This window comes from Candidatus Methylospira mobilis (genome assembly GCF_009498235.1).
Classification (GTDB): domain Bacteria; phylum Pseudomonadota; class Gammaproteobacteria; order Methylococcales; family Methylococcaceae; genus Methylospira; species Methylospira mobilis.
In genome coordinates this window covers 3,508,093-3,531,284 of the sequence record NZ_CP044205.1, presented here as the reverse complement: position 1 = coordinate 3,531,284, position 23,192 = coordinate 3,508,093, and the positions used below count along the sequence as shown (strand labels likewise).

16 protein-coding genes and 1 pseudogene are annotated in these 23,192 nt (G+C 55.8%); 9 read left to right on the top strand and 8 right to left on the bottom strand.

Features of this window, described 5'->3' with window-relative positions:
- Positions 1-57 precede the first annotated feature (57 nt).
- The 6 genes from ntrB to F6R98_RS16045 form a co-directional block, all read right to left on the bottom strand.
- Positions 58-957 carry a nitrate ABC transporter permease gene (ntrB, locus tag F6R98_RS16070; RefSeq protein ID WP_153249921.1) on the bottom strand — a complete coding sequence of 300 codons (900 nt, stop codon included), beginning with the start codon at positions 955-957 and terminating at the stop codon, positions 58-60.
- A gap of 46 nt (positions 958-1,003) precedes the next feature.
- Entirely contained in the window at positions 1,004-2,293 is a 1,290-nt protein-coding gene (locus F6R98_RS16065) for a CmpA/NrtA family ABC transporter substrate-binding protein (RefSeq protein WP_153249920.1), read from the bottom strand.
- Positions 2,294-2,330: 37 nt separating this feature from the next.
- Positions 2,331-3,569: a CmpA/NrtA family ABC transporter substrate-binding protein gene (locus tag F6R98_RS16060; RefSeq protein ID WP_153249919.1), complete on the bottom strand. Its 1,239-nt coding sequence runs from the start codon at positions 3,567-3,569 to the stop codon at positions 2,331-2,333.
- A 384-nt stretch (positions 3,570-3,953) separates the two neighbouring features.
- The gene (locus tag F6R98_RS16055; protein ID WP_153249918.1) at positions 3,954-5,291 is read right to left on the bottom strand and encodes a M18 family aminopeptidase; all 1,338 of its coding nucleotides are present in this window, start codon (positions 5,289-5,291) and stop codon (positions 3,954-3,956) included.
- A 2-nt stretch (positions 5,292-5,293) separates the two neighbouring features.
- A complete protein-coding gene (locus F6R98_RS16050) occupies positions 5,294-7,564 on the bottom strand; it encodes a nitric oxide reductase activation protein NorD (protein WP_228124920.1) in 2,271 nt (756 codons plus the stop codon).
- Between the two features lie 2 nt (positions 7,565-7,566).
- Positions 7,567-8,379: a CbbQ/NirQ/NorQ/GpvN family protein gene (locus F6R98_RS16045; RefSeq protein ID WP_153249917.1), complete on the bottom strand. Its 813-nt coding sequence runs from the start codon at positions 8,377-8,379 to the stop codon at positions 7,567-7,569.
- Between the two features lie 125 nt (positions 8,380-8,504).
- On the opposite strand from F6R98_RS16045, the gene F6R98_RS22850 reads away from it, so the two are divergent.
- Genes F6R98_RS22850 through F6R98_RS16010 form a run of 7 tightly spaced genes read left to right on the top strand, consistent with a single transcriptional unit; the run spans position 8,505 to position 17,832 of the window.
- Positions 8,505-8,756, top strand: a complete 252-nt coding sequence (locus F6R98_RS22850) for an AbrB/MazE/SpoVT family DNA-binding domain-containing protein (RefSeq protein WP_407079251.1) — start codon at positions 8,505-8,507, stop codon at positions 8,754-8,756.
- Positions 8,757-8,760: 4 nt separating this feature from the next.
- Positions 8,761-11,802, top strand: coding sequence for a type I restriction endonuclease subunit R (locus tag F6R98_RS16035; protein WP_194269981.1), 3,042 nt, complete (start codon positions 8,761-8,763; stop codon positions 11,800-11,802).
- 31 nt (positions 11,803-11,833) lie between these two features.
- Positions 11,834-12,679, top strand: a complete 846-nt coding sequence (gene dinD / locus F6R98_RS16030; protein ID WP_153249915.1) for a DNA damage-inducible protein D — start codon at positions 11,834-11,836, stop codon at positions 12,677-12,679.
- A 14-nt stretch (positions 12,680-12,693) separates the two neighbouring features.
- Complete coding sequence (locus tag F6R98_RS16025) at positions 12,694-14,001, top strand: restriction endonuclease subunit S (RefSeq protein ID WP_153249914.1); 1,308 nt, start codon at positions 12,694-12,696, stop codon at positions 13,999-14,001.
- A complete protein-coding gene (locus tag F6R98_RS16020) occupies positions 13,998-15,221 on the top strand; it encodes an ATP-binding protein (RefSeq protein WP_153249913.1) in 1,224 nt (407 codons plus the stop codon). Before F6R98_RS16025 ends, F6R98_RS16020 begins: the two co-directional genes overlap by 4 nt.
- Positions 15,218-16,219, top strand: coding sequence for a virulence RhuM family protein (locus F6R98_RS16015; protein WP_153249912.1), 1,002 nt, complete (start codon positions 15,218-15,220; stop codon positions 16,217-16,219). The genes F6R98_RS16020 and F6R98_RS16015 overlap by 4 nt, the downstream gene beginning before the upstream one ends.
- Positions 16,216-17,832: a type I restriction-modification system subunit M gene (locus tag F6R98_RS16010; RefSeq protein WP_153249911.1), complete on the top strand. Its 1,617-nt coding sequence runs from the start codon at positions 16,216-16,218 to the stop codon at positions 17,830-17,832. The genes F6R98_RS16015 and F6R98_RS16010 overlap by 4 nt, the downstream gene beginning before the upstream one ends.
- Positions 17,833-18,130: 298 nt before the next feature.
- On the opposite strand, the gene F6R98_RS16005 is transcribed toward F6R98_RS16010, so the two are convergent.
- Both F6R98_RS16005 and F6R98_RS16000 read right to left on the bottom strand, forming a co-directional pair.
- Positions 18,131-19,498, bottom strand: a complete 1,368-nt coding sequence (locus F6R98_RS16005; protein ID WP_153249910.1) for a DUF3999 family protein — start codon at positions 19,496-19,498, stop codon at positions 18,131-18,133.
- Complete coding sequence (locus F6R98_RS16000) at positions 19,498-22,065, bottom strand: DUF2339 domain-containing protein (protein WP_228124919.1); 2,568 nt, start codon at positions 22,063-22,065, stop codon at positions 19,498-19,500. Before F6R98_RS16000 ends, F6R98_RS16005 begins: the two co-directional genes overlap by 1 nt.
- 164 nt (positions 22,066-22,229) lie before the next feature.
- On the opposite strand from F6R98_RS16000, the pseudogene F6R98_RS15995 reads away from it, so the two are divergent.
- Both F6R98_RS15995 and F6R98_RS15990 read left to right on the top strand, forming a co-directional pair.
- Positions 22,230-22,496: pseudogene (locus F6R98_RS15995) on the top strand (IS3 family transposase); the annotation flags it as partial.
- A 173-nt stretch (positions 22,497-22,669) separates the two neighbouring features.
- Positions 22,670-23,110 carry a putative iron-sulfur cluster-binding metallochaperone gene (locus F6R98_RS15990; protein WP_228124918.1) on the top strand — a complete coding sequence of 147 codons (441 nt, stop codon included), beginning with the start codon at positions 22,670-22,672 and terminating at the stop codon, positions 23,108-23,110.
- Positions 23,111-23,192 lie beyond the last annotated feature (82 nt).

The following is a 23,192-nucleotide window of genomic DNA, read 5'->3' as shown; positions in this document are numbered from 1 at the left end:
GCGTGTTGCTCTCTCAATTGCCCGCAGTTGATTTGTAGATCCATGGCCGCCGAGTTTTTAAGCGCCATGCGTCATGTATCCGGCCAGCCAGATCAACGTTTGCTCCAGTATCAATCCGATAATTCCGACTATGAAAATGGCAATCAGGATATGTTCCACGTTGAGGTTGTTCCATTCGTCCCATACCCAGAAGCCGATGCCGACGCCGCCCGTCAACATTTCCGCCGCGACGATCACCAGCCACGCCACGCCGATGGAGAGCCGTACGCCGGTCATCATGTAGGGCAGCACGGCGGGAAACAGGATTTTGGTGAAAACCTTCCATTCGGACAGGTTCAACACCCTGGCGACGTTGAGATAATCCGCGGGTATGCTGCGTACGCCCATGGCGGTATTGATGATCATCGGCCAGATGCTGGAAATGAAGATGACCCAGATTGCCGCCGGATGCGCCGCGTTGAAAACCAGCAGGCCGATCGGCAGCCATACAAGGGGACTGATCGGACGCATCAGGCCGATAATGGGGGCGCTCATTCGCGCCAGAAACCGGAATCGGCCGATCAGAAAACCTAAAGGAATGCCGGTCAGCGCAGCCAGACCAAAGCCGATACCGACGCGTTGCAGCGAACTCAGAATATTCCAGCCTATGCCCTTGTCGTTGGGACCGTTGTCATAAAACGGGTCGGAAAATAGTTCCTGCGCCGATAACCAGGTACTGACGGGACCGGGTAGCCTGCCGTCGCTGTTTTGTGCCAGTATCGACCATGCAAGGATAAACAGCCCGAGTCCCAGCAGGGGAGGGAATAGCGTTTCAAATACAAAACCCGTATATTTCGCGGCCGGGTTTTCCGATTGTTCCGCAGGCGCATCCATCGTTGCGGCATGCGGTTCCGAAGGGGCCGCCGTGAGTTTGCTGGTATTGATCATTCCCGGTTTTTTGATTGACAGGCTGCTCATGGCGTACTCTCTATTCGTATGTAGCGTTGTAGTAAAAGATCGACGGTCATGCCCTGATTGCAAAGCTTGCCGCATAAGCGGCCGGGTTGCCGCCGTCCCAGACGACGCCATCCATCAGTTTCGACGAACGCATCGAGTTTGCGGGCAGCGGAACCTTCACCTGGCTGGCGGCCTGCTTATAAAGTTCGATCTGGTTTACCTGTCCGGCAATGGCCGGATAATCCGGCTCATCCTTCAGTAATCCCCAGCGTTGGTGCTGGGTAAGGAACCACATGCCGTCGGAGAGGTAAGGGAAGTTCACCAGACCATTGTCATGAAATTTCATGTAATCGGGATCTTTCCAGCTTTTGCCTATGCCGTTGTCGTACTCTCCCTGCAGGCGTCCCAGAATGACGTGCGAAGCCGTGTTAACATAGGCTTTGCCTGCGATGGTCAGGGCAACCTTTTCGCGATTTTTGATGTCGTCGATGTATCGGGAAGCCTCAAGCACCGCCATCATCAGCGCGCGCGCGGTGTTGGGGTTTTTCCGGGCGAACTCGAGCGTGCTGCCCAGCACTTTTTCCGGGTGATTTTTCCATATGCCCTGGCTGGTTATGGCGGTGAAACCGATTTTGTCGGCGATGGCTCGCTCATTCCATGGTTCGCCGACACAGAAACCGTCCATACTGCCGACGCGCATGTTCGCGACCATTTGCGGCGGCGGCACGGTAATGGTTTTGACATCCTTGAGCGGATTGACGCCATTGGCTGCAAGCCAGTAATACAGCCACATGGCATGCGTGCCGGAGGGAAACGTATGGGCAAACGTGTATTCGCGCGGTTCCGCTTTTATCAACCGGCTTAAACTTTCGCCATCGGTGACGCCTTTTCTGTGCAGCTTGTTGGATAAGGTGATGGCCTGACCGTTGTTGTTGAGCGTCATCAATACCGCCATATCCTTTTTGGGGCCGCCGACGCCCAGCTGCACGCCATAAATTAATCCGTACAGCACATGGGCGGCATCCAGCTCGCCGTTGATCAACTTGTCTCTGACGGCAGCCCATGAAGCTTCCTTGCTGGGTACGATTTTGATACCGTATTTTTTATCCAGGCCCAGCTCGGCGGCCATGACAACCGAGGCGCAATCGGTTAGAGGAATGAAGCCGATTTTGACCTCGGTTTTTTCCGGAGCATCGGAACCGGCAGCCCATGCCGACCGGCTCAGGCATAATGGCCCGGTCACGCTTAAGGCTGCCCCGGTTCCCAATAGAAGCCCGCTGTTTTTCAGAAAATTACGGCGGGAAGCCGATTCCGGAGCACCGTCAGGCTGGATCGTGTCGTTTGCGTCGCTGTTCATGGTTAACCTTTTGATTGCAGTGGTTGTCGTGGTAATGTCATTGCTTTTGTTGCGCCAAACCAGCGAGGCAGGTGTTTGAGCGTTCGCGGTCGAACGGGCCGCGATCGAAAAAACAGTCGGCGCCCATCGTAAAAGTGTCCGATGGCGTGGTCAGCAGCCAGTTTTGTGTATGGGCGCCTTCCGGCTTGATATTTTCCGGCGGCGTGGCAATCCCCATGGCGCTTGCCGCTTCGCGATAAATGTCGGGACGAAAAACTTCCGCAGCCGCTTCCTTGACGTCCAGCGTCGATGGCAGCTGTCCCCAGCGTATCATTTGGGTAACGATCCATTCGGCATGGGATAACCAGGGGAGATTGGCGGCATAGCGATGAAATACATGGAAGTCGGGCAGGGCGGCCGGCTCGTCCCCCAGCGAATAGCGGAATGCGCCCTCCAGACCGTTACGCAACAGTCTGGCATCCACGTTCAGATAGGCGCGCCGGCTAAGAATTTCGCTTGCTTCGCGACGGTTTTCAGGCACATCGAGCCAGCGAGTCGCTTCGAGCAATGCCATGATCAGCGTGCGGTGTACTTCTGGGTGCCGGTGCGACCATTGCCGGGTAACCGCAAAAACCTTCTCCGGGTGGTTGTTCCAGATTTCGTAACTGGCGATCAGCACATGACCGATACCTTCAGCGACTGCGCGCGTGTTCCACGGTTCGCCGACGCAACACATGTCAATACGCCCATCGCGCAGCTGGCCTGTCATATGCGGTGGAGGAACCACCACCAGTTCCATGTCGCGGTCGGGATCGATTCCGGAAGAGGCCAGCCAATAACGCAACAGATAATTATGGGTCGATGATGGATATACGATTGCTGCGCGCAACGGCGGCCGTCCATCCGCTTTATCCTGTACGACCAGTCGATGCAGCGTCGTTGCGCTGAGCGGGCGGACGGCAAGCGCTTCCGCATCCAGTTGTTGCAGCCGGGCGTAGAGGGCGTTGGATACTGTGACGGCGTTACCGTTCAGGCTCATGGTGAAGCCGGTAATCATGGCCTGCCCCATGGCTTCCATGCCCAACGTTGCAGCCAGGGGCATGCCCGCCAGCATTTGCGCGCCATCCAGCATGCCGACGCTGACCTTGTCCCGGATATTGGCCCATGAGGCTTCCTTGACCAGGGAGACATCCAGCCCATGGTTTCTGAAAAACCCCTTTTCCAGCGCGATAACCAGGGGTGCGCAATCATTCAGTGGCACAAAGCCCAGTTTTAACTTTAATCCGTCAATATTCATCCGACGCCCCGATCAAAAAGACTCTGTATCACAAAAAAACGGCGCAAAAAAAAAAGGCCTCCATGCGTAATCCCCATCGAAAACGATGTGAATTACTGCAGGACGCCTTTGCCCGTGTTCATCTCGCCAACATTGGCGGGAGAACTTGGTTAACCTGACGCACTTACTATGCCAAAAGATGGCATTGCTTCAATATATTGTAATGTATGTGAAAAATATTTTATTGTCGTTATGGCGCAGACGTTTTAGCCGGTTGGCAATGCACCATTAGGATATGAATGTGCACTGGATTGGTTCATGGTATGCGTATATCCTGGCAGAGAGCAGCCGGCATCTTCAACCGCCTGTTGCCGGTCCGGTCGGTGGAGCTAACGGCGGTCGGTTCTAGCCGGACGCAATGCGCCCGCATTGAAAAAACTGTTCCATAACCCGGATCATGGCGCTGTGATCCAGCACGCCTGCGCTTTCGCGCAGGCTGTGCATGGCCCATAGCGGATTGCCCACATCTACTGTTCGCATACCCAGCGAAGCCGCCAGCGTAGAGCCGATGGTGCCGCCGCAACGCAGATCGTTGCAATGGACATAGCGTTGGTATTCGACTCCGGCTGCTTCGCACCAACCGATAAAACAGGCTTCGGATACGGCGCTGGTCGCATAGCTTTGATTGGCGTTGTGTTTGATGACCGGGCCCTTGTTGACGAAAATACGATGCTGCTCGTCGTAAACGGCGGGGAAGTTCGGGTGCCAGGCATGCGCCATGTCGGCGCTGACGAAAAAGCTCGATGCAATGGCCCGGTTGTGGTCTTCATCGCTTAAGCCCGATGCTTGCGCAATGCGCTCCAGCAGCACCGAAAGAAAATTGCCTCCTGCCCCCTGGTAGCTGACGCTGCCGACTTCTTCATGGTCGAAAAATCCGCATACGCTGGTGGCTGCGCTGCTTTCCTGCGCGGTTAATGCGGTCAGCGCGGCGTGGCAGGAAGCCAGATTGTCGAGCTGGCTATTGGCGATGAATTCGTTGCTAGAACCCCAAAACGAGCCGCATTGCGTGTCGCATACGCTCAGTTCCGTGCTGACTATCGCGTCGGCGTCGATTGCGGCCTGTTCCGCCAGCAGCGCCAACAGCGCCCGGCTATTGTCGTCGGACGATTCGATATTGCCGAACAGCAGCGGCAGTTCATTCTGCTTGTGGAGTTTGAGTCCGTCCTCATTGACGTTGCGATTCAGATGTATCGGCAGATTGGGCAGCCTGACCAGTGGCTGGGCGAAGCGGATTAAGCGCATTTCAAGGCTGCCGCCGTCGTTTCTGATGATCAGCCTGCCGGCCAGACTCAGATCGCGATCGGTAAAAGTGGCCAGGATCGGGCCGCCGTATATTTCAACGCCCAGGCGCAGCATGTTGCCGGAAGCAATCACCGGCCTGGGTTTTACGCGCAATCCCGGCGAATCGGTATGCGCGCCGATGACACGAAAGCCGGTTTGCCGTAAAGGTTCGTTGCCGATACGAAAGCAGATCAGCGAAGCGTCGGCGCGCAATACATAGCCCTTGTCGCCGGATTTCAGGCGCCAGCCTTGCTGTTCGCTGTAGCGACGGTAACCGGCTTGTTCCAATTGTGCGGCAATGGACGCCGCCGCATGCCAGGGGCTGGGGCTGTTGTCGATAAAACGGAGCAGCCTGCTTGCGTTGAGCTGTTGTTCCTCTTCGATTTTTAATGGATATGTCATAGTTACCTCGTCAATGCCATGAACAGCAACGGCAAGCGTTCCGGCAGGCGCTCGACATTGTCGATTACCATGTAATGGGAGCCGAAAATATCGCCGACATAGTTGTCGGCGCGTGCGTCCAGGTTAATACAATAGCTATAAATACCACGCAGCTCCAGTTCCTGCACAGCCTTGTGCGCATCGGCAATCAGCATCTTCGGGTCGTGCGCGTCGATATCCGCCGGTTCGCCGTCGGTCAGTATCAACATCAGCTTCTTGTCCTCTTTCCGGTTATCCAGGTAATGCGCGGCGTGCCGCATCGCCGCGCCCATGCGCGTCGAGTAGCCTGCTTCCAGCCCGGCGAGCCTGCTTTTAACGTTATCGTCCCAGTTTTCGCTGTATCCCTTGATGTGCCGGTAATGCACTTCATGGCGCGTATTGGATTGAAATCCGGCAATCGCCAGCGCGTCGCCGAGGCGATCGGTGGCCCAGCCCAGCAGCGAAACCGCTTCCTGACTCAGCGCCAGCAGCGAACGTTCGTGACCGGCGCTTTTTTCGTTCAGCGATGCCGATAAATCCAGCAGCAGCAGTACCGCGATGTCGCGGCTGTCGCTTTCGTGGCTCATATTGATGCGTGGATCGGGGGTGTTGCCGCTACGGTAATCGACCAGCGCGCGCAACGCGATGTCCAGGTCCAGCTCGCTGCCGTCTTCCTGATAGCGGATGCGCGTCTTGTTCTGCGGTTTCAACTGTTCCAGCAGGCGCTGCAGGCGTTTGGCCAGCGTTGCATGTTTCTCCAGCAAGTGATCAATGTAAGAGGCATTGCCCGCCGGTTGCAGCGATTCGTACACGCTGACCCAATCCGGGCGATAGGACTGGCTGGCGTAATCCCATTCGGGATAAAGTCTTGGCGGCAGGCCCGCTGCTTCCGCGGTTTGTGTCGGCTGCGGCTGATGATCGAATGCGGTTTCTTCGTCGCCTTCTTCTATGAATATCCATAAGTGTCGATTATCGTCGCGGTAGTCGATATGGGTATCGTCGAAATGCACGTTGGGCAGTTGATCGGATTGCCGCCGCGTTTTGGCGACGAAACGGATAGCCAGATCGGCCATATCGCGGGTGCCGGACACGCCCTGCGCCAGCGCCGCGCGAAATTGCGCGGCAAAATCCAGAATATCGGCATTCCGGTAGCCATGGTTCGGATCGAGCAGCGCACGAGACAGCAATGCCAGACGATGGCGTACCGCCGACTGCTGTTTTTCATCGCAGGCATTCTCGCGCGGTTTGGGATGCAGCGCCAATAACAGCGGGCGCAGGCCGGGGTAGGTCTGTATCGTCAGGCAATCGACGCGCGCGTCTTCGAAAGTTTCGATGGCGTAGCGTTGCGCGGGGCTGAAGTTGTCGGCGATGATCGCCCGGCTCCAGCGCCGGTGCGCGGCCATATGCGCGAGCGCGATTCTATAGCGGTCCATGCCGCCGATACCGGTGCGGTCGCGGTACAAGTCGGGCAGGTGGAGACCGTTGCCGTCGTAATAGGGCTGCAAAGGCGCGAGCGCATCGTGTTCGCCGTTGTTCAGCGTCGAAAACGCATAAATCGGACATTCATCCCGCCAAAGCGCCTGCAGCGTTCCAGCAAAAGCGCGTTCATGTTCCGCGAAGCGCGTGCCGGGGCGTTCACGCTGAAAAACCGCGCGGCTGTCCGGCGTCAGCAGGTTGAAATACTCGCGCTGGCGTTCCGGGTGAGTGCCGTAGTTGCGTATGCCGTAATCCACCCAGCGGCTGACGCCTTCCTGAGACAGTTCGTTGTACAGCAGCGGCGTCTGCCTGAAAAATTCCGGCAGGCCGGGGCTGGCAAAAGTGGTGTGGATACCGTGTATCGAACCGGTGGTGCGCTGCAGGAAGTCGCCGACCAGCGCCAGGTATTGAGCCAGCCCGCTACGGTCGCGCAATGATGTGGCGATCGGGGCAAGCGAAGCAATGAACGGCGCGATGGCCTTGCCGTTGGGCGAGCGGTTGATGGTCTGGGCGCAGGCCATGACGTCCGGCAGCGCGTCTTCGCCCACTACGCGTGCAATATCGGGCCAATCCTGCAGAAACGCCAGCATCGGCTCCGCGCCGCGTCCCATTTTGCCGAGAAAGCGCGCTGCGGCAAGATAGGCGCTGACGCCGTCCGGAGTCAAACAGGCCAGCGCCGAGGACATGCAGGCGGCAAAACCGGTTTTAGCGTCGGCAAAGCCGGTATCGAGCTGCGTCCAGTAAGCCGCCAGTGCTTCGGGTATGTCCGCGCTGGTCACGGTTACCCGAAAATCGCCTGAATGGCGTGTTCCAGCGTCGAACGGATTTCCGCGTCGTCGGTAATCGGACGAATCAGCGCCAGTTGGCAGGCATCGTCGGCGGAAACGCCGGATACCATCAGTGTGGCCGCATAAACCAGCAGGCGTGTGGATACGCCTTCATCCAGCCCATGGCCTTTCAGGTTGCGAGCGGCATGACCGACGCGCACCAATAGATGCGCGCGTTCGGCGTCGAGGCCGGTTTCCCTGGCGACGATCGCGGTTTCGGTTTCCTGCGACGGATAGTCGAAATCGAAAGCGATAAAGCGCTGTTTGGTCGATTGCTTCAGGTCTTTCATCAGGCTTTGATAGCCGGGATTATACGAAATGACCATCTGAAAGTCGGCATGGGCCGCAATCAGTTCGCCTTTCTTGTCGAGTGGTAAACAGCGGCGGTGATCGGTTAGGGGGTGAATCACCACCGTGGTGTCCTGCCGCGCTTCGACGATCTCGTCCAGGTAGCAAATCGCGCCATGACGCGCCGCCAGCGTCAGCGGGCCGTCGAGCCAGCGCGTGCCGTTGCTGTCGAGCAGATAGCGCCCGACCAGATCGGAAGCGGTCATGTCCTCGTTGCAGGCCACGGTAATCAGCGGCTTGCCGAGCTTCCACGCCATGTATTCGACAAACCGCGACTTGCCGCAACCGGTCGGGCCTTTCAGCATCACCGGCAGGCGCGCCGCATAAGCGGCTTCATACAGCGCAACCTCGTTTTGCTGGGCCTGATAATAGGGTTCCTGCTCGATTCGATAGTGGTTGATATCGAAATGTGTGGTCATGGGCTGAGCTATTCCTGATTAAAATAGTATGTAATTGTGGGTAATATTATCAAAAATAATGACACAGTGAACAGGGTTCTGGAAGCGCGGAAAGCGATTGTTTTCGGCTGGCTTGGGGCTTTAAAGTGCCGGATATTAGAAAAGGCAGCAGGAGGCATGTGTCATCCATAGCCTTTCAGGTATCTCAAGGTGGGCAAATTGTCATCCCCGCGGAAATATGCCGGAAAATGGGCTTAAGCAGCGGGGACCAGGTGTTGTTACGCTGGTCGGACGAAGCTTGCCAGTCCGCCAGAGTAAGGTGCGGTGACTGGAATGCCTGCAATGAGTTTTTTGCGACAACCGTTGACGTAATAAGAGGGTATGATACGATATGCTAAAATTATGAATATAAAGACTATTGAACAACAAATCGAACAAAGCTTCATCGAAAAACTGACGGGGCTCAAATACGAATACCGCTCGGACATCACTGACCGCGCCGCACTGGAGAAGAACTTCCGGGAAAGGTTCGAAGCCCTCAACCGGGTCAAGCTGACCGAAGCCGAGTTCGCCAGGCTGCTGGATGAAATCGTCACCCCGGATGTCTTCGCCGCCGCCAGGACCCTGCGCAGCATCAATGCCTTCACCCGCGACGATGACACGCCGCTGAACTACACCCTCGTCAACCTCAAGGACTGGTGCAAAAACCACTTCGAGGTCATCAACCAGCTCCGCATCAACACGGACAACAGCCACCACCGCTACGATGTGATTCTTCTCATCAACGGCGTGCCGGTAGTGCAGATCGAGTTGAAGACGCTCGGCGTCAATCCTCGCCGGGCCATGGAGCAGATCGTCGAATACAAGCACGACCCCGGCAACGGCTACAGTAAGACGCTGCTCTGCTTCATGCAGCTTTTCATCGTCAGCAATCGCGACCGCACCTACTACTTCGCCAACAACAATGCCCGTCACTTCGCCTTCAATGCCGACGAGCGCTTCCTGCCCATCTATGAGTTCGCAGACGAGGACAACCGCAAGATCACCCAACTCGACGAGTTCGCCGAGCGCTTCCTGAAAAAGTGCGACCTCGGCCGGACCATCAGCCGCTACATGGTGCTGCTCGCCGGGGAGCAAAAGCTCATGATCATGCGGCCCTACCAAGTCTATGCCGTGCAGCACATGGTGAAGTGCATTGATGACGACAACGGCAACGGCTACATCTGGCACACCACCGGCAGCGGCAAGACGCTTACCTCCTTCAAGGCTGCCACCCTGCTGAAGGAAAACGACCGCATCCACAAGTGCGTCTTCGTCGTGGATCGCAAAGACCTCGACCGCCAGACGCGGGAGGAATTCAACCGGTTCCAGGAAGGCTGCGTCGAAGAAAACACCAACACCGCCGCCCTCGTGCGCCGCCTGCTTTCAGAGGACTACGCGGACAAGGTCATCGTCACCACCATCCAGAAGCTCGGCCTTGCGCTGGACGAAAACAGCAAGCGCAACAAGCAGCGCAGCAAAAACGGCCAGGCCACCTACAAGGAGCAGCTCGAAGCACTGACGGACAAACGCATCGTCTTCATCTTCGACGAGTGCCACCGCTCGCAGTTTGGCGAAAATCACAAGGCCATCAAAGCCTTCTTCCCCAAGGCGCAACTCTTCGGCTTCACCGGCACGCCCATCTTCGAGGCCAATGCCGCCTTGCAGAAGATCGAGGACACCCAGGCCTCCATGCGCACCACGGAAGACCTCTTTCAGAAGCAGCTCCACGCCTACACCATCACCCATGCCATTGAGGACGGCAACGTCCTGCGCTTCCACATCGACTACTTCAAGCCGGAAGAACCACCCCGCCCCTTCGGGGCACCCCTCCAAGGGAGGGGAATTGGTGAGGCTATCGCCAAGAAGGCCGTCATCGAAGCCATTCTTGCCAAGCACAATGCCGCCACCGGCGGACGCCGCTTCAATGCCATCCTCGCCACCGCGTCAATTAACGACGCCATCGAATACCACGCGCTGTTCAAGACCATGCAGGCGGACAAACAAGCCGCCGATCCCGACTTCAAGCCGCTGAACATCGCCTGCGTTTTTTCCCCGCCCGCCGAGGGCGATCCCGATGTGAGGCAGATTCAGGAAGACCTGCCGCAGGAGCAGGCGGACAACGAAGAAGACCCCGAGGGCAAGAAAGCCGCGCTCAAGGCCATCCTCGCCGACTACAACGCCCGCTACGGCGCCAATCACCGCCTCGGCGAGTTCGATCTCTACTACCAGGACGTGCAGAAGCGCATCAAAGACCAGCAGTGGCCGAATGCCGACTACCCTCCGGCGCAGAAGATCGACATCACCATCGTGGTGGACATGCTGCTCACCGGCTTCGATTCCAAATTCCTGAACACGCTCTACGTGGACAAAAACCTCAAGCATCACGGCTTGATTCAGGCCTTCTCCCGCACCAACCGCGTACTTAACGGCGCCAAGCCCTACGGCAACATCCTCGACTTCCGCCAGCAGCAGGACGCCGTGGATGCCGCCATCGCCCTTTTTTCCGGCGAGAAAACCGGCGAGCAGGCGCGGGAAATCTGGCTGGTGGACAAGGCGCCTGTCGTGATCAAAAAGCTGGAGACCGCTGTGCAGAAGCTCGACGACTTCATGAAGTCCCAGGGACTTGATTGCACGCCCTCCGCCGTGGCCAATCTGAAGGGCGACGATGCCCGCGCCGCCTTCATCACCCACTTCAAGGAAGTCCAGCGCCTCAAGACCCAGCTCGACCAATACACCGATCTCACCGGGGAAAACAAAGCCGCCATCGAGCAGGTGCTGCCCGAGGAAAACCTGCGCGGCTTTAAGGGCCAGTATCTGGAAACCGCCAAAAAGCTCAGAGAGCAGCGGGGCAGGGGCGGCGACAAACCCGGCTCCGACGACCCCGTGGATCAGCTCGACTTCGAGTTCGTCCTCTTCGCCTCCGCCGTCATCGATTACGACTACATCATGGGCCTCATCGCCAGGTTCTCGGAAAAAGGGCCGGGCAAGTCGAAGATGAGCCGCGAGGAACTCATCGGCCTCATCGGCGCCGATGCCAAGTTCATGAACGAGCGCGAGACAATAGCCGAATACATCGGCACGCTCAAGGCCGGCGAGGGCCTCTCCGAGGCCGCCATCCGCGACGGCTACACCCGCTTCAAGGCCGAAATAAACGCAAAGGAACTTGCCGCCATCGCTGTGCGGCACGGCCTCGCCACCGCCGCCCTGCAAACCTTCGTGGACGGCATCCTCGACCGCATGATCTTCGATGGCGAGCAGCTCAGCGACCTCATGGCCCCGCTCGACCTCGGCTGGAAAGCCCGCACCCAGGCCGAACTCGCCCTGATGGAAGACCTTCATCCCCTCCTCACCAAACGCGCCGGGGGGCGCGATATTTCAGGCCTTTCGGCCTATGAGCAGTGAAAAATCCGCATAAAACGACACGAGGAAAATTATGGATACCTGCCAGATACAATCACTGACCGACACCTTTGAGGGCCATGCCCGGCAGACCGAAACCGGCGTCGAATATTGGCTTGCCCGCGATCTCCAGCAGCTTCTCGGCTATTCCAAGTGGGAGAATTTTCAGACAGTGATCGCCAAAGCCAGAACCGCCTGCGAGGTGTCTGGCCACGCGGTGGAGAACCATTTTCCTGACGTCAGGAAAATGGTCATCATCGGCTCCGGGACAGAGCGGTGGATCGACGACATCATGCTCACCCGCTACGCCTGCTACCTGATCGCCCAGAACGGCGATCCGCGGAAGCAGGAAATCGCTTTCGCCCAGACTTATTTCGCCATCCAAACCCGCCGCGCGGAACTGATCGAGCAGCGCCTGCTCGAAATCGAGCGCGTTTCCGCTCGCAAAAAACTTTCCGACACCGAAAAAGAACTCTCCTCTGTTATCTTCGAGCAAACTGGCGGCAACCAGGACTTCGCGCTCATCCGCAGCAAGGGCGACCAAGCGCTATTCGGGAAGAGCACCCAAGCCATGAAAGTCCAGTGGCGCGTGCCAGATAGTCGCCCGCTCGCCGACTTTGCTCCCACCATTGTTCTCAAAGCCAAAGATTTTGCCACCGAGATCACCATCCACAACGCCCGCACCCACGGCATGTCCAGCGAGTCCCGGATTTCCCGCGAACACGTCACCAACAACCAGGCCGTCCGCGAAACCCTCCTCAACCGTGGCATCCGCCCCGAAAGCCTGCCCCCGGCGGAGGATGTCAAAAAAGTCGAACGCCGCCTGACCTCCGACGAGAAAAAGGTACTGAAGAACCCCGTCACCCTGGACGGCGAATGAAGGACTCAGCGCCTATGAGCAGTAAGACGAAGACCACGGCGACGAAGGAAGAGGCAAGACCCGCGCTGGTGCCGAAGCTGCGGTTTCCTGAATTTCGTGGGGGCGACGCGTGGGAGCCAACGACAATCGGAGCACTGGGACGTTTCTACTACGGCAAGAGTGCTCCAAAATGGTCTTTGGCAGAGGATGCTCCCACTCCATGCGTCAGATACGGGGAGCTTTATACCAAGTTTGGCCCGGCTATTACTGAGACCTACTCCCGGACCAATACCGACCCAGAAACGCTACGATTCAGCAAGGGTGGAGAAATATTGATCCCGCGCGTCGGTGAGAAGCCCGAGGATTTTGGGAAGTGCTGTGCCTACCTACCTCTAAAAGGCATTGCTATTGGAGAAATGATCAGCGTTCTCGAAACCAAACAACACCCGCTGTTCTACACGTACTATTTTCGGCACTTGTATAAGCAGTTCGCAAAGGTTGTTGAGGGACAGAACGTCAAAAATCTCTACTTTACTGAACTGGAGCCGCTTCCAATTCATCGCCCGTCTATCCCCGAACAACAAAAAATCGCCGAGTGCCTGAGTTCGGTGGACGAGCTGATGGTCGCGCAAGCGCGGAAAGTGGATGCGCTCAAGACCCATAAAAAAGGGCTGATGCAGCAGCTTTTCCCCCGCGAAGGCGAAACTCAACCCCGCCTCCGCTTCCCCGAATTTCAAAACGCCGGGGAGTGGGAGATGCAACCCTTGAAGGAAGTATTCTCGATTTTCCAAGGCTTTGCCTTTTCGAGCAATGATAGCGTCGAACGAGGATGTCGATGGCTGAAAATTGCAGATGTCGGAATCCAACTGATGAACCACGAAGCACCATCTTTTTTACCCGATGTCTACAAGGAATGCTTTGCGAAGTTTTTAGTCAGAGAGGGCGACTATGTGATTGCTCTAACTCGTCCGATATTGAGCGGGCAACTCAAGGTAGCTGAAGTTGATGACATCTTTGATGGTGCCCTTTTGAACCAACGTGTTGGCAAACTCATAACCTCCCAACACCCCGCTTTTGTTTTTTTCTTGCTTCAAACTTGGAAATTAATCAGTGACATCGAGAAGAGCATTTCAGGTAACGACCCACCGAATCTGTCAGCGCAACAAATCGAAGGAATCATGACTTATGTTCCGCGACTTCGCGAACAACAACGCATCGCCTCGTGCCTGAGCAGCCTCGACACACTGATTACCTTGGAGACCCAAAAACTCGAAGCCCTCAAGACCCACAAGAAAGGGCTGATGCAGCAGCTTTTCCCATCCCTGGAGGAAGTTGAGGCATGAGCAACAAGCCAAAGATCAACACATATGCCAATCTGCGGACGCTCGCGAGAAAGCTGCGCGATGATCTCGGCGGCGTAGAACTCATCCTCCTCTATGCCTACAACCGCACCGGCAAGACGCGGCTCTCGATGGAGTTCAAGGACGCTGGTAAGCGTAAGACGAAAAAGAATCCGGGTGGCATCGCGGATACCCTCTACTTCAACGCCTACACCGAAGACCTCTTCACCTGGGACAATGACATTGAAAACGACACCGCTCGCGGCCTGAAAATAAACCAGGCGTCGCGGTTCTTTGATGGATTCAAGAACGAGCCTCTGGAGCCGACCATTGATGAATACTTGAAGCGCTACGCAGACTTTGACTTTGATTTCACGTTCCAGGAAGTGCCGCTGGGCAACGAATCATTTTCCAGACCTGTGTTCGTTAGCTTCCGCAAAGACGATGAGTCGCACATCAAGATATCTCGTGGTGAACAGAACATTTTCATCTGGTGCGTCTTCATGGCCATCTGTGAACAGGTTTTGAAATATCCCGGCGCTTATCCGGCGGTGAAGCATGTCTATATTGACGACCCGATTTCATCACTGGACGACAACAACGCCATCGCCGTCGCCTGCGACCTCGCCAAACTCCTTCGTCGTGCAGCGAGCAGGACCGACCAGAATGGCGCAGCGGCTCCTATGAGGATCGTTTTTTCCTCCCACCACGCCCTGTTCTTCAACGTGATGTGCAACGAAATCGGCAGGGCGAAAGAGGGGGAGCCGAAAGTGACTCACAAGCGCTACTTTCTGCACCGCCCCAATGGCGACGGGGCATATACCCTGCGCGCCACCGAGGACACGCCGTTTTTCCACCACGTCGCGTCTCTATCCGAACTCCAACTGGCCGCCGACCCCGGCACCGGCAAGCTCTACACTTTCCATTTCAACGCCCTGCGCAGCATCATGGAGAAGACTGCTTCCTTCTTCGGGCACGCGGACATCTCGTTCTGCCTCAAGGTGCTGGATAACGAGGAAGACAGGGCGCTCTACAACCGCGCCCTCAATCTCCTCAGCCACGGCAAATACGCTATCCACGAACCGACCGAAATGGGCGAGGACAACAAAGAGCTGTTCCGGCGCATTCTGGAAGACTTCACCACCAAATTCCAGTTTGACCTGCCAGATATTTTGGCGGCAGCGCCTGTTGCAGCCGCCCCCGTATCTGTCTCCACACCATGAACGACCTGATTATCTACACCACCGAAGACGGACGCACCCAGATCAAGCTGCGGGCCAAGGATCAAACCGTCTGGCTGACGCAGCGGGAGATGGCTCAGCTTTTTGATGTGACCACCGACAACGTGGGGCTGCATCTCAAGAATATTTTTACGGATGGGGAGCTGGAGGAGAAGTCAGTTACCGAGGAATCCTCGGTAACTGCCCCTGACGGCAAAAACTACCTCACCAAGCTCTACAGCCTCGACGCCATTCTGGCTGTGGGCTACCGCGTGAGATCTAAGCGCGGGGTGCAGTTCCGCCGCTGGGCGTCCACCGTGCTCAAGGAGTTCCTGCTCAAGGGCTTCGTGATGGACGACGAGCGGCTGAAGAACCCGGATGGCCGCCCGGATTACTTCGACGAGATGCTGGCGCGCATCCGAGACATCCGTGCCTCCGAAAAGCGTTTCTATCAGAAAGTGCGCGACCTCTTTGCCCTTTCCAGCGACTACGACAAGACGGACAAGGCCACGCAGGTCTTCTTCGCCACCGTGCAGAACCTGTTGATCTTTGCCGTGACGCGGCAGACCGCCGCCGAACTCATCACCGCCCGGGCGAATCCTGCCGATCCGCATTTCGGCCTGCTCGCCTGGAAGGGCGACAAGGTGCGCAAGGCGGACATCGTCGTGGCCAAGAACTACCTGACCGAGGATGAGATCGACACGCTGAACCGGCTGGTGGTCATCTTCCTGGAAACCGCCGAACTGCGGGCCAAGAGCAAGCAGGAGACGCGCATGGCCTTCTGGAAGCAGAACGTGGATCAGATCATCACCTCCAACGGCTTCCCGCTGCTCGCCCACGCCGGTTCCATCAGCCATGAGCAGATGGAAGCGCGCACGGGCGAGCTTTACCTCAAGTTCGACCAGGACCGCAAAAGGCAGGAAGCCATTCAAGCCGACCAGCAGGACGAGGCCGACCTCAAAGCGCTGGAAACCAAAATCAAACGACGCCCGAAGAAATGACCGACACCAACCAAAAGCAACTGGGCAACACCCTCTGGAGCATCGCCGACCAACTGCGCGGGGCGATGAATGCAAACGACTTCCAGGACTACATGCTGTCCTTCCTCTTCCTGCGTTACCTCTCCGACAACTACGAGACAGCGGCGAGGAAGGAGCTGGGGCGGGATTACCCCGATGTGGGCGGCGACGCCCGCAAGGTGCCGTTGGCGCTCTGGTATGCCAACAACGTGGACGACATCCCGGAGTTCGAGAAACAGATGCGCCGCAAGGTGCATTACGTCATCCAGCCCGCGCATCTGTGGAACAGCATCGCCAACCTGGCCCGTACCCAGAACGCGGAGCTGCTGAACACGCTGCAAGCGGGCTTCAAATACATCGAGACAGAATCCTTTGCGAGCACCTTCCAGGGCCTATTCTCCGAGATCAATCTCGGTTCTGACAAGTTGGGCAAGACCTACGCTGATCGAAACGCCAAGCTCTGCACCATCATCCAGAAGATCGCCGAAGGTCTGTCGGAGTTTTCCACGGACATCGACACCTTGGGCGACGCCTATGAATACCTGATCGGCCAGTTTGCCGCTGGGGCTGGCAAGAAAGCGGGAGAGTTCTACACCCCGCAGCAGATTTCCGACATCCTCTCCGCCATCGTCACGCTGGACAGCCAGGAACCGAAAACCGGGACCAAGAAGCGGCTGGAAAGCGTGATGGACTTTGCCTGCGGCTCCGGCTCGCTGCTGCTCAACGTCCGCAAGAAGGTGAACAAGGCGGGCGGCACCATCGGCAAAATCTTCGGGCAGGAAAAGAACATCACCACCTACAACCTCGCGCGCATGAACATGCTGCTGCACGGGGTGAAGGACACGGAGTTCGACATCTTCCACGGCGACACCCTGCTCAACGAGTGGGACATGATGCGGGAGCAGAATCCGGCGAAGAAGCCGGGTTTCGACGCCGTCGTCGCCAATCCACCGTTCAGCTACCGCTGGGAGCCGAGCGACGCGCTGGCTGATGACGTGCGCTTCAAAAGCCACGGCCTCGCACCCAAATCCGCCGCCGACTTCGCCTTCCTGCTGCACGGCTTCCACTTCCTGAAAGACGAAGGCGTGATGGCGATCATCCTGCCGCACGGCGTGCTCTTCCGTGGCGGCGCCGAGGAACGCATCCGCACCAAGCTGCTCAAGGACGGCCACATCGACACCGTCATCGGCCTGCCCGCCAATCTCTTCTACTCTACCGGCATTCCCGTCTGCATCCTCGTGCTGAAGAAGTGCAAGAAGCCCGACGACGTGCTGTTCATCAACGCCGCCGAGCACTTCGTAAAAGGCAAACGCCAGAACCAACTGAGCGAGGAGCATATCCAGACGATCATCGACACTTACCAGCAACGCCCGGCACGAATCGAGCGCTATGCCCGCTGCGTGGAGATGGCGGAGATCGAGAAGAACGATTTCAACCTCAACATTTCCCGCTACATCAGCACGGCGGTGGGCGAGGCCGAAGTCGATTTGCAGGAAATCAATACCGAGCTGGTCGCCCTGGAGCAGAACATTAAGGATGCACGGGACAAACTCAATACCTTCCTCAAAGAGCTGGGCCTGCCAGCCTTGCCGTGAATCTCAAAGCGCTCCAATGAGCTCGCATAACAAGGCGCCGCACCGGACGACAATTCCGCTCTGAACAAAGGATCAGATACCGTCTTGTAAGTCAAGTCTGAGACTTGAATGATTGACATCAAACGGCTGCCCCGATTTGATTACCCCGTAAATGAGATGTGCCAGCTTGCGCATCACTGCTCCCACCACCGCCTTCGGCGCCAATCCTGTTCGGCATCGTCATTTGTGCAATGCAGGTTTTGCCATTCCGCCTGTAGTCGCGCTACGCGCGGCCAGCGTTTCCCTTGCCGTCATTTGATCATTGCCAATCAATGCGCTTTACTGCCCGAAACAAAGCCCAGGCTAATGCCGGAACCATCAGCGTTATCGCGAGACCTAAAAAGAGTTTGCTGTTCAGCAGCGCGGCAAAATCATATCCTGCGTTGACCGTCACTGCGGCGGATTCGGCGGGCGGCCCAAGCGCAACATCCGTCGCATGAAATCCCTGGCGCAGCAATTCGAGGACGGGAGCCACTTCGTAATGAGGTGGCGCAGCTTTGTCCGAGCCATAATACACACGGTACGCTGCACCCTTGACCGGTAAAAATTTCAGCACATACTCATTACCTGTCGCGCGAATGCCTGTGATCGGCAAGGGCGGGTTGTCCTGATTGTTTATCACGATGCGATAGGCCGTATGGCGCTGTTCGGGAAACGGGATCGTGGTTTGTTCCCGACTTACGTCCCTGAAATTCAAGGCTTGCAGCGTTGTGCTCGCTATGGGCTGCATGGATTCCTCTATTCCCTTGCGCACCATGATCCGTACTTCAGCCTTACGCGCGAAGTTGCGCGCCGAAGTCAGCAGCGATAAGCCGGTCAACGGCTCGCGCCGGGTCGTCACGTCTATCTGTGTGATGTGTTTTTTACTATCCTCCTGTAGCTGGAAGCTTACATCGGGATAATCGAACTTTTTATCTATTCCCTGCACCACTTGAGAGGTATTGCGCCAGAACGCTATGCGGTCGATACGCAACGGCACTTTTTGCAGGTCGGATGCTTCCGCGCGTTCGCTTTCCTGGCCGTCGTTCAACGTGCGCGTCAATTCCAGGCGTTGGGATTCCTGCACTTGCGTTGCCTCATCCACTACTATCCTGAACTGGCGATATTTATTGGGCGGCAGCGCGACATCGCGATTCTGTATATCCATGAAGCGCGTATAGTCGAATATCAATGCATCCTTGACCAGCGGCGACCATTGAGCGCCGTCATCGGTTCCGAAAACCTGTATCCGGTGTTCGTAGTTGGACAGCGGCGTGATCAGCGTCAGTCCATCCGCAGCAGGCGCATTCTTTTCCAGCCGTAATACCAGCTCGATACTGTTGGCCGCTGTTTTTTGCAGCGATAGCAGCTCGCTATTGCAGTTTTCGCGATGGCTTTCGCTGCGCGATTCAGTAACCCTTTCCAGCACGTAAGGCGTTTCATCTCCCTGCGCGTTCAATATACGCACATCGGGATAGCCATCACGCGTCGCGGCGCTGATTGAGGCATCCAGCGGCACGGCCAATATTTCTTCCTGGGCGGCTTCTTTCCACAGAATCTCCCGGGAATAACGATACGATGCCGTCGTCTCAGCAAAGGCGGAAATCGACGGGAACGCACAGCACAGCAGCAATAGGATTTTGCTCATCACAGCTCTTCCGCTCCTTGCCCGGAAATGAATGATTGCCGGTACTTCATATAGGCAAAAGAACCGGCAAGCGCCAACAGACCGAGGGAAATAAACGCTACTATGCGATAAACCTGTTCCAGACGGGCAAGATCGATGAAAAAAACCTTCCAGGCCACCAGCGCAAACAACCCCAGCCCGGTCAGCCGCAAAGCGCGCAGATCATAGCGGATACCGGCAAACACCAGCCCCAAACCGAACAGCGACCAGAGCATGGAAACGCCGCCTGAGCGCAATCCGCTTATATAATGATAAAGCAAGGTGTTCAATTCCAGCGTCAGATAGATAAACAGCAAGGCCAGCGCCGAGCTTCCGAGAAAGACTCTGAAAATTCCGGCATCCAACCTGTGTTGCGACAGGCGTAAAAATGCAAATGCAAAAAAGCCGATCACTACTGAAAAGTCCAGTAAGCGCATAAACGCATCCAGGAAAGAGTATTCGCCCTGATACAACAAGGTCGTTTCCCCGCCAGCGTCAGGGAAATTCCGCGCATGCAAATCCCAATCGTCCAGATCGAAAAAAAACAGCTTGATCAATACGGCGGCAATGAAAAATTTGAGCAGCGTTAATAGTCCTGACCCGGCGGGGTCTGCGAGATAGCGCAGCAACAGCACGAAACTCATCGCCAGCCAGACGCAAGTCAAAATCGGCATCTGTAGTGGTGGATACAGATAGCCGACCGTCCGGCTCATTTCCAGTTGCAGGAAGATAAACAACATGCCTGCCGTGGTAACAAATCCCAATCCTGGCAGCCGGTTACGCTGTACCCACTGTCCAATATCGTTTCCCGGCGCGCATGCCGGAGCCGATGATGATTCCGGTTCGCGCAGTAAACGAAAACCCAGCCCCATCGACGCAATCGGCACGCCCAAACTGAGCGCGCGCTGTAATAAACCATACAGGAATGAAGAAAACGGCAGGTTCTCTATAAACTTCGCGGCATATTGATCTGGCAAATCGAGAAAGCAAAAACGCAGCAGCACCAAGGCATAAAGCAGGCAGGCGCATAAGCGCAGAAATTCGCTGCCCAGCTTGGCGGCAAGCCATATCATCATCAACGCCTGTAACGACCAGCTCAACGTGATCCATTGATCGGACAATATCAACGGCAGGCTTAAGCTTAGAAAAAATGCCGATAATGCGATGAAACTCAATAGCAGTTCACGATCCAGTACGCGGCGCAACAGGCAATAGTAAACATGGGCGACATAAAAAATCGAGAGTCCCAGGGTAATCGCCGCTACCCAAATCGACCCGTAAACCGGTTCCACCAAACGATAACCGGCGACAAAGAAAATTCCGGCGTTCACTATCAGCGCCAGCAGGTCAAGCAGACTGGATTTGCTGCGGCGTACCAGGCAGAACAAAAACACCATGGTTGAATACAGCACGAAAAACGCTATCAGGAACGGCATTACTTCCCAAAAATGCCCGGTATCGTAGCGCTGCATTGCGCCGATAAACAGCAAATAGTTGAAGAGAAAACTAAGGAAATTGAGCAAATGCCATTTTTTATAATAGTTGGTGCCGAGTATGCCCAGCCCTAACAGCAGCAGATAGGAAAACAGACCGGCAAAATTAGCTTCGCCCGTGGACAACAAGATCGGCGTGGTATAAGCGCCGATAATGCCGAAGACTTCGACCAGCATGGAGTTCAGTCGCACCGCCAGCACACCGGCGCAAATCGTCACCAGTACCATCAGCAGAAAGGCCGGCGTCGCGGCTATCAGATGATAAAAATTGCATGCGGCGAAGACGCTGAAGTATAAAGTCGCGAGACCGCCGCCCAGCATGCCTTGACCGAGCAGGCGATATTTCCCGCCCAACATCTGTGTACCGCCCATCAGCATGCCGATGCCGGTCAGCAGCGACAGCGCAACGCGCGCGCGTTCGCCCAGCAAACCGGCATCAATGGAGTATTTCAGGAAAAAAGCGATGCCGGTTACCAGGATTACCACGCCGATACGCAGCAGCCAGTTGCTGGCTACGGCGTATTCCATGGAAACTCCTTCCGGGCGCTTCTCCTCGCCGACGATAATCCAGTTCCAGGTTTCGCGCAGAATCTGCTTCGCCGCCAATTCAAAACGGCCGGGAGGTAATGCTTGCGCCCAGTCCGAATCCGACAACCGGTTGTCCTGCGCTTGCATGGCCGGAGGTTCGTTCGGCTCGGGGCCGGGTTGTTCTGCAAGATCGTCGCTTGAAAGTTGACACGCGAGGTCCTCTTCCGGAACCGACGCTATCGTTTCGTTTATCGGCGGAGTTAAATCGAGCGCCTCAGTCTGCCCAGTCGAGAGCATCTTATCGGCCAACGCCTGTATTGCCTGCCGGTTTTGCTCCACTCCCGCCTGAATGCCGCGCAAAGCTACGGCAAGCTCCCGCCGATGCCGGTCATGTTGCGATAACGCCGTTATCAGCATCACGAATGAAGAAATCGCCAGTCCGATGAACATCAGCGAGACAAGAACCGCTACGACAGTGAGAAAATTGAACATGGTCAGAGTAACGAAAATGGTTGCATGGCTGGGCATCCTCTGCCGTCAGAAAGGGCTACTTTATCCCATTATCAAGCTGTTGCTAAGAAAACTCAGAATAAGTTCTGCGACAGGCCTGCTTCATCGGGTAGGGCGGCAGGCGTAGCGCATCCGCCCCTATCTGAAAGTTATTATGTCCGCGAAGCTGATTTTTAGCCAATTGCTCAAACGCCTATCAGGCTTTGCTGGCCAAACACCAACTGATTTGCAGCATGAGCAAGAAAGGTGATTGCTACGATAATGCCGCCATGGAAAGTTGGAATCACAGCTTTAAAGTCGAGGCGATCCACGGAGAGCGATTCCCGGCCAGGGACGATGCCAAACAACACGTCTTCGAATACATCGAAGCGTATTACAATAGGAAACGGCTTCATTCGAAACTGGACTATTTGTCCCCAGAGGCCTTTGAACTTAAAAATATCGCTTAGCAAAGTGTCTGCTGAAACTGGGCAGGATCAGTTGCTGTTGGCTATGAAAATAAAACAGCAACGGTTGCTTTTGATGATCAACTAACCGACACAGGTCGTCTTCTAAAAACTACGGAAAACGCAGGTTATCCTTCAGCTGTTCTAAACAAAGCCCCCTGAGTTTGAGGCGAACTATGTCTTTATGCTGCTCAAATCATTCAATTAAAATCATTACGGAAACTTGTCCGATGTGTGGAATATCCTGTAAAGATGTTGAAAATAAAACCCTTTGCCATCAGGTAAGGTTTCCGGAAAATTATGAGCTTAGTTCAGAAAAATATTATTTCTGTCCCTCTAAAGAATGTACGGTCGGCTATTTTTCAAGTACGGGGCATATTATACCTAAGCAGCGTTTAAGAACGTATCAGGAAATCAATGACGATAAGCTTTGTTATTGTTTTGATATAAATGCAGACCAGTATTTATCCGCATTACATGCTAATAATTCCGATGCTGTCAAAAGTTTTGTTATTCAGAAAACAAAATCTGGGGATTGTGCTTGTGATATTAAAAATCCATCAGGTCAATGCTGTTTAGCAAAATTTAAAATTCTTGAACGATTAGGGGCGCGCTGATTAAGTCCTTCGACAGGCTCAGGACGAACGGCAAGTGGTTGTTTCCGTTCGTGAGCGTAGCGCCGCGAATGCGGCTGGGGAG